This is a genomic window from Streptomyces parvus (assembly GCF_014648875.1).
GTDB lineage: Bacteria > Actinomycetota > Actinomycetes > Streptomycetales > Streptomycetaceae > Streptomyces > Streptomyces parvus.
This window is the reverse complement of record NZ_BMRY01000018.1, coordinates 108100-115451: the sequence shown is the minus strand read 5'-3', so window position 1 is coordinate 115451 and position 7352 is coordinate 108100. Positions and strand designations below refer to the sequence as shown.

Below are 7352 nucleotides of genomic sequence, written 5' to 3'. Positions count from 1 at the left end.
GGCGCCGCCGCACCACGCGCCCCGCCCCGCCCCGCCGCTCAGTCGGCCGACAGCGCCCAGCCGGCCGCCCCGATCCGCCCCGCGTCCCGGGGCCGCCCGGAGTCGAAGACCGTGCGGCCCCCGTCCCGTACGCGCAGGGCGTCCACGTACGCGCCGCGTCCCACGTAGAGCTGGTCCGTGGTGTACCGCCACCGCAGCCGGAGGCTCGTGCCGCGCCAGGCCGACAGGTCCGCCTCCAGCCGGTGCCACACCCGCCCCGACCAGCCGGTCACCGTGCCCGCCGGGTGCGGCACGGGGTCCGGGCGGTGGCCGGGCCCCGGGCGTGCGGTGGTGAAGGGCACCGGCTGCCAGTCCTCCCCGCCCGCCGACGCTTCCAGGAAGAGGCCGTCGGAGGCCGGTTCGGTGTCCCACCACAGCGCGCACTCCAGCCGGGCCCGTGCGGAGTCCAGGCGCAGGGCGGGCAGGGTGAGCGTGGCCGTGGAGGCGCTCGCCATCCCGGAGAACCAGGCGGTGCGCCCCCGCTCGGGCCGGACCGGAACGGCCCGGGCGAGCTGGTTGGCGGTCGCCACCCGGGGTGCGCTGCCCGAGCGCCAACTCCGTACGGGGTGGACGGAGTTGCCCAGCACGATGAGAAAGGTGTCGGTCGTCGGGTCGAGCACCAGGCTGGTCCCGGTGAATCCGGTGTGCCCCGCACTGCGCGGGGTCGCCATCGCGCCCATGTACCAGTGCTGGTAGAGCTCGAAGCCGAGGCCGTGCTCGTCGCCCGGGAACGCGGTGTTGAAGTCGGTGAACAACAGGTCCACGGACTCCTCGGACAGGATGCGGGAGCGTCCGTACACCCCGCCGTTGAGCAGTGTCCGGGCGAGCACCGCGAGATCCCAGGCGCAGGAGAACACCCCGGCATGGCCTGCCACCCCGCCGAAGCCGAAGGCGTTCTCGTCGTGCACTTCGCCCCAGACGAGACCGCGCTCCAGACCGGACCAGGGGAGCCGGGCGTCCTCGGTCGCCGCGATCTTCGGCTTCCAGGAGGCGGGCGGGTTGTAGCGGGTGCGGTGCATCCCGAGCGGGGCGGTGATCTCCTCGCGGAGCAGGACGTCCAGCGTGCGGCCGGTGATCTGCTCCAGGATCAGCTGGAGGGAGATCAGGTTGAGGTCGGAATAGAGGTAGGCGCTGCCCGGGGTGCTCGCCGGGACCTCGTCCCACAGCATGCGGAGCTTGCCCTCCCGGGTCGGCTCCTTGTACAGCGGGATCCACGACCGGAAACCCGAGGTGTGGGTGAGCAGTTGGCGGACCGTGATGTCCTGCTTGCCGCCGCCCGCGAAGTCCGGAAGGTACGAGGCGACCGTCGCCTCCAGCTCCAGCCGGCCGCGCTCGATCTGCTGGACCGCCAGGAGCGAGGTGAACAGCTTGGAGATCGAGGCGAGGTCGAAGACGGTGTCCTCGGCCATCGGGATCTGCTGGTCCGCCGGGAACTCCACCCCGGTGTCGGTCTTCTCGTCGTACGCGGCGTAACGCACCGCCTTGCCGATCGGCCGGTGCAGCGCCACCGTGCCGCCCCGCCCGGCGAGCAGCACCGCACCCGCGTACCAGGGGTGCTTGGGGGAATCCGCCAGATACGCCTCCGCGTCCCGGACGAGCTGGTCCAGCGGTTCCTGGAGCAGCCCGGCGCGCGCCGCGCTGCCGCGCCGCAGCGTGGGCCGGTGCGCCCGTGACTCCATGCCCGCTCCCGTGTCCGCCGTACTGCCCGGCCCGCTCCGGGCGGCGGCTCCCGCGAGAGGAATCGGCGTCAGCGCGAGCGCCCCGCCCAGCGCCAGTATCCCGCCGCCCAGCCGCCGCCGGGCGATGCCGCTCCCGACGGTGCTTGGGGTGTTCTCGGAGGTCCGCCCGTGCCCCTGCGTGTCCCCGGTCATCCGCAACTCCTTCCCGCGCCTGACGTCCGGTCACCGGGCCGCACCCGTATGCCGGAGCCCGCGCGAAAGTAACTTCCGAAATCTCGCCGAGCAGTGAAAGTTCCTGCCGCCGCAGAGATTACTGTCACCTCCCCCATTCCGGACGGGTTCAGGTCCGCAAAGAATCTGACACTGCATCAGAAAATCTCTTCCCTCGGCCGCACCGCTGCGGCATCCTGCCGCCCATGGAGACGGAACTGAGCCGCCGACTGGGAATCGAGCACGCCATCTTCGGCTTCACGCCGTTCCCCGAAGTCGCCGCGGCCATCACCAGAGCCGGAGGCTTCGGCGTGCTCGGAGCCGTCCGCTACACCGCCCCCGACGACCTCGCCCGCGACCTCGACCGCCTGCACGAACACGCCGACGGCAAGCCGTACGGCCTCGACGTGGTCATGCCAGCCAAGAAGGTCGAGGGCGTCACCGAGGCGGACGTCGAGGCGATGATCCCCGAGGAACACCGCGGCTTCGTCCGGGAACTCCTGGCCCGCCACGGTGTGCCCGAGCTGGCCGAGGGGGAGGCGTCCGGCTGGCGCATCACCGGCTGGATGGAGGAGGTCGCCCGGAGCCAGCTCGACGTGGCCTTCGACTACCCGATCAAGCTCCTGGCCAACGCCCTCGGCTCCCCGCCCGCCGACGTCATCGCCCGTGCGCACGACCACGGCGTCCTCGTCGCCGCCCTGGCCGGCAGCGCCCGGCACGCCCGGCGCCACGCGGAGGCGGGCATCGACGTCGTCGTCGCCCAGGGGTACGAGGCCGGCGGCCACACCGGCGAGATCGGCTCCATGGTGCTGGTCCCCGAAGTCGTCGAGGCCGTCGCCCCCTTGCCCGTCCTCGCCGCCGGAGGCATCGGCAGCGGCGAACAGGTCGCCGCCGGGCTCGCCCTCGGCGCCCAGGGCGTCTGGCTCGGCTCCCTCTGGCTCACCACCGAGGAGGCCGACCTGCACTCCGAGGCCCTGACCGCCAAACTGCTCGCCGCGGGCTCCGGGGACACCGTCCGCTCCCGCGCCCTGACGGGCAAGCCCGCACGCCAGCTCCGTACCGCGTGGACGGACGCCTGGGACGACCCGGCGGGGCCAGGCACCCTGCCCATGCCGCTCCAGGGGCTGCTGGTCGCCGAGGCCGTCTCCCGGATCCAGAAGTACGAGGTCGGCGAGCTGCTCGGCACACCTGTCGGGCAGATCGTCGGCCGGATGACCAGCGAACGCAGCGTCCAGGCCGTCGTCGACGACCTCACCCGCGGCTTCGAACGGGCCGTCACCCGCGTCAACCGCATCGCCGGAAGGAGCGCCACGTGAACCAGCCGCCCAACGGCTTCTGGGCCCAGGCCGCCGCCGACCCCGACCGCACCGTCCTGATCGCCCCCGACGGCGAGGAGTGGAGCGCGGGCCGGCTCCACACCGACGTCAACCGCATGGTCCACGGGCTGCGCGCGGCCGGACTGCGCGAGGGCGACGCGTTCGCCGTCGTGCTGCCCAACGGCGTCGAACTCCTCACCGCCCACCTCGCCGCCTCGCAGGCCGGCTTCTACCTCGTGCCCGTCAACCACCACCTCGTCGGCCCCGAGATCGCCTGGATCGTCGCCGACTCGGGCGCCCGCGTCCTGATCGCCCACGAACGCTTCGCCACCGCCGCGACGGCCGCCGCCGACGAGGCGGGGCTGCCCACGAGCCACCGCTACGGCGTCGGCGCGGTCCCCGGCAGCCGCCCGTACGCCGACCTGCTCGACGGCCACCCCGCCGGCCCGCCCGAGGGCCGCACCCTGGGCTGGGTCATGAACTACACCTCGGGCACCACCGGCCGCCCGCGCGGCATCCGCCGGCCGCTGCCCGGCAAACGCCCCGAGGAGACGTACCTCGGCGGGTTCCTCGGCATCTTCGGCATCCGGCCCTTCGACGACAACGTCCACCTCGTCTGCTCGCCGCTCTACCACACCGCCGTCCTCCAATTCGCGGGCGCGGCCCTGCACATCGGCCACCCGCTGGTCCTGATGGACGGCTGGGCCCCCGAGGAGATGCTCCGCCTCATCGACGTCCACCGCTGCACCCACACCCATATGGTCCCGACCCAGTTCCACCGGCTGCTCGCCCTGCCCGAGGAGGTCAGGGCCCGCTACGACGTCTCCTCGATGCGGCACGCCATCCACGGGGCCGCCCCCTGCCCCGACCACGTCAAACGCGCCATGATCGACTGGTGGGGGAGCTGCGTCGAGGAGTACTACGCGGCGAGCGAGGGCGGCGGGGCGTTCGCCACCGCCGAGGACTGGCTGAAGAAGCCCGGAACCGTCGGCAAGGCCTGGCCGATCAGCGAGCTGGCCGTGTTCGACGACGACGGCAACCGGCTCCCGGCGGGCGAACTGGGCACCGTCTACATGAAGATGAGCACCGGCGGCTTCAGCTACCACAAGGACGAGACCAAGACCCGCAAGAACCGCATCGGCGACTTCTTCACCGTCGGCGACCTCGGTGTGCTCGACGCGGACGGCTACCTCTTCCTCCGTGACCGCAAGATCGACATGATCATCGCCGGGGGCGTCAACATCTACCCCGCCGAGATCGAGTCCGCCCTGCTCACCCACCCCGCCGTCGCGGACGCCGCCGCCTTCGGCATCCCGCACGCCGACCGGGGCGAGGAGGTCAAGGCCGTCGTCGAACCGGCCGAGGGCCACGCACCGTCGGACGAACTCGCCGCCGAGATCCTCGCCCACTGCGAGGAGCGGCTCGCCGGCTACAAACGGCCCCGGAGCCTGGACTTCATCACCGCGATGCCCCGCGACCCCAACGGCAAGCTCTACAAACGGCGACTGCGTGAACCGTACTGGGAGGGCTTCGAGCGACCTCTGTAGCCGGAGCGGGTTCCGGGAGGGGCGTGCGGGCGGCGCGCCCCTCCCGGACGTGCGCTACCGCCGCTCGTGCACCCGCACCACCCGCAGGTCCGGCGAGCGTGCGATGTCCTTCTCGCAGAACCGGGACGTCACCCAGCGCTCACCCGCGTACAGCCGGGTCTGGTCGCTGAAGTGCGGGGACTTCGGGTTCTCCGACTGGGAGTACGTCAGCAGCGTCCGTGCCACCGGGCAGCGGCTGTCGTCCCAGCCGACCGCCTGGATGTAGCTGGAGCCCAACGACACCTCCGTATAACCACCGCCCGCCGCGTTCCACACGGGCTCGGTCTTGTTCCAGATGCCCAGCGACTCCGTCCCGCCGCCGATCGGCAGCCGCTTGCCGTTGCGTACGACGAACTGGTGCCTGCCCAGCGGCGCGTCCAGCGCGATCCCCGCCGCCCGCAGCTCCGCCACCGCGTCCGCCAGGGCCCTGCCCACGCCGGGCGCCGCGGTGTTGAGGCCGCGCGGGGTGCGCACCGGATCGGCCGGGTCGAACGGGGTCTTCCACAGCTCGGCCGCCGGCACCGACGACGCCTTACGCCAGAACCGGTCGAAGAGCAGCGCGCCCCGGCTGTCGCTGTCCACGCTCCGGTCCCAGCGCCGGAGCACCGTGCAGGCGTCCGAGACGTCGACGGGCGTACCGCCGGTGCCCACCGCCGTACCGCCCGGCAGCGCGGCGCACCACTTCGCCACCTCCGACGCGGCCAGATCCCCGGCCGGCGCCCGGTTGGCGAACTGCTGCCGCTGAAGGTCGGAGACCTTGAGGCGGCCCTTGTCCGCCATCGACGCGACGTCCTCGATCGCGCCCCGCGTCCGCATCGACCGGGGTGTCGCGATCGTGCCGAAGACCCGCTCGTACCCGGTGAGCGGCCGGTCCGCGTTGGTCAGCCACGCGCTGTCGTTGGAGTTCTCCACGTACGGCAGGTTCTTGAGCACCGGCATCCGGCCCGGGCCGAAGATCCCCGGCTGCACCGCGTCCCGGTCACTGCCCAGGGCGCAGTCCTTCCGCGAACCGTCGAGGATCGCGAGGCCGGAGGCGGGGTAGGTGGCCCGGCCCAGCGGGGTCGAGCAGCGCTCCGCCAGGTCGTCCGTGATCCTCGGCAGCACCTGCGACTGGGCGAAGAACGAGTGCCCGGCCCGGTCCGCCGCGATCGTGTTCACCCACGGCATGCCCTGATTCCGGTGCAGCGACCGTTCGACGTCCTTCGTGCTCCGGGCCTTGCTGAAGCCCAGCCCCGTGTCCGCCATCCGCAGATTCGTCGCGTTGGGGTCGTTGAGCGCGTACGCCGTCGTCGCCGTCCACGGCAACGGCAGCGCCGCACCCATCGACGTGGTCACCGGCCCGTAGCGGGTCCACCACTGGGTCCGGGTCACGTCGGCCGCGCCCTTCACCGGGACGCTCACCGTCCGCTTCGTCATCCGCTCCCGCTTGCCGTCCACCAGATAGACGGTCGGGTCGGCCGGGTCGAGGGTGAGCTGATGGAGATTCAGTGTCACGCCGGTGGCGACGGTATGGCTCCACGCCACATCCGCGTTGTGCCCGATCGAGATCGTCGTCGCGCCCAGCAGCGACGCGCCCGACACGTTCAGCTCCCCGGGGATCGTCTGCTGCGACTGCCAGAAGCGGCGTCCGCCCTGCCACGGGTAGTGCGGGTTGCCCAGCAGCAGCCCGCGCCCGTTCACCGTGGTGGAGCCGTCGAAGGCCACCGCGTTGGACCCCATGTCCGCGTTCTGCGCCGACAGCAGCCGCTTCGCCGCCGACGCCGCCTCCTCGGGCGTGACCCCGGCCGCCGGAGGAGCGGCGGTCGGCGGCTGCGCGGCGGTGATGCCGTCGGTCCCGCGCCCCTGGCCGCCGAGCACCGCCAGCGCGTACCCCCGCGCCGCCACGTCCAGCGCCGTCACCGGGCGCACCCAGGACGCGCCCCGGCAGGCCGGATCGGTGATCCGGTTCTGCGCGATCCACGCGTTGTACCCGGCGGCGAACCCGCGCATCGTCTCCTTCACGTCCCGGCTCGGACCGGCGGGCGCGGAGACCTTCAGCAGCTTCTCCACCGTCCCGCTGTCCCGGACGCCCCGGAAGTACAGATCGCTGGAGAGGTTCGTCGCCGCCGAGGACAGCGAGAAGTCCGTGGCCGCGTCCGGCCCGAAGAACCTCGACCGCTCCCCGCGCACCGTGAGGAAGCCGTCCGCCAGCGTGCACACCTGGTCGGCTGCCTGCGCCCAGCCGGTGCCGAAGCCGAGCTGCGCGTAGTCCTTGGCCACGATGTGCGGAATGCCGTACTCCGTGTACCGGACGACGGCGGAGAGCCCACCGCCGGACGGGTGCCGCTCCTGTCCCGCCCCGGATGCGGTGGCCGGCGGCAGCGACGCCGACACGGTGAACAGGGCGAGTCCGGCAACCCCGAGCAGTCTCAGACGGTATCGCGTTCTCAAGGCGTTCCTCCCAACGGTGCGGGTGGCACCGGCGGTTGACCGGACCGTCCGGACAGCCACGCGCCACTCAGCCAGGGATCCCCGGCAACTGT

At 72.6% G+C, this 7352-nt stretch carries 4 protein-coding genes; 2 read left to right on the top strand and 2 right to left on the bottom strand.

Annotated features, from left to right (window positions below; all coding sequences use genetic code 11):
- Positions 1-38: 38 nt before the first annotated feature.
- On the bottom strand, positions 39-1910 hold the full coding sequence (locus IE140_RS34645; protein ID WP_150197557.1) for a serine hydrolase domain-containing protein: 1872 nt from the start codon (positions 1908-1910) through the stop codon (positions 39-41).
- A gap of 224 nt (positions 1911-2134) precedes the next feature.
- Here IE140_RS34645 and IE140_RS34640 point away from each other — a divergent pair, with 224 nt between their 5' ends.
- Both IE140_RS34640 and IE140_RS34635 read left to right on the top strand, forming a co-directional pair.
- Positions 2135-3244, top strand: a complete 1110-nt coding sequence (locus tag IE140_RS34640; RefSeq protein ID WP_107409759.1) for an NAD(P)H-dependent flavin oxidoreductase — start codon at positions 2135-2137, stop codon at positions 3242-3244.
- Positions 3241-4791 (top strand): acyl-CoA synthetase, encoded by a 1551-nt coding sequence (locus IE140_RS34635; protein ID WP_150197556.1) that lies wholly within the window; start codon positions 3241-3243, stop codon positions 4789-4791. The genes IE140_RS34640 and IE140_RS34635 overlap by 4 nt, the downstream gene beginning before the upstream one ends.
- Positions 4792-4845: 54 nt before the next feature.
- On the opposite strand, the gene IE140_RS34630 is transcribed toward IE140_RS34635, so the two are convergent.
- Entirely contained in the window at positions 4846-7260 is a 2415-nt protein-coding gene (locus IE140_RS34630; protein ID WP_150197555.1) for an acylase, read from the bottom strand.
- Positions 7261-7352: the final 92 nt, after the last annotated feature.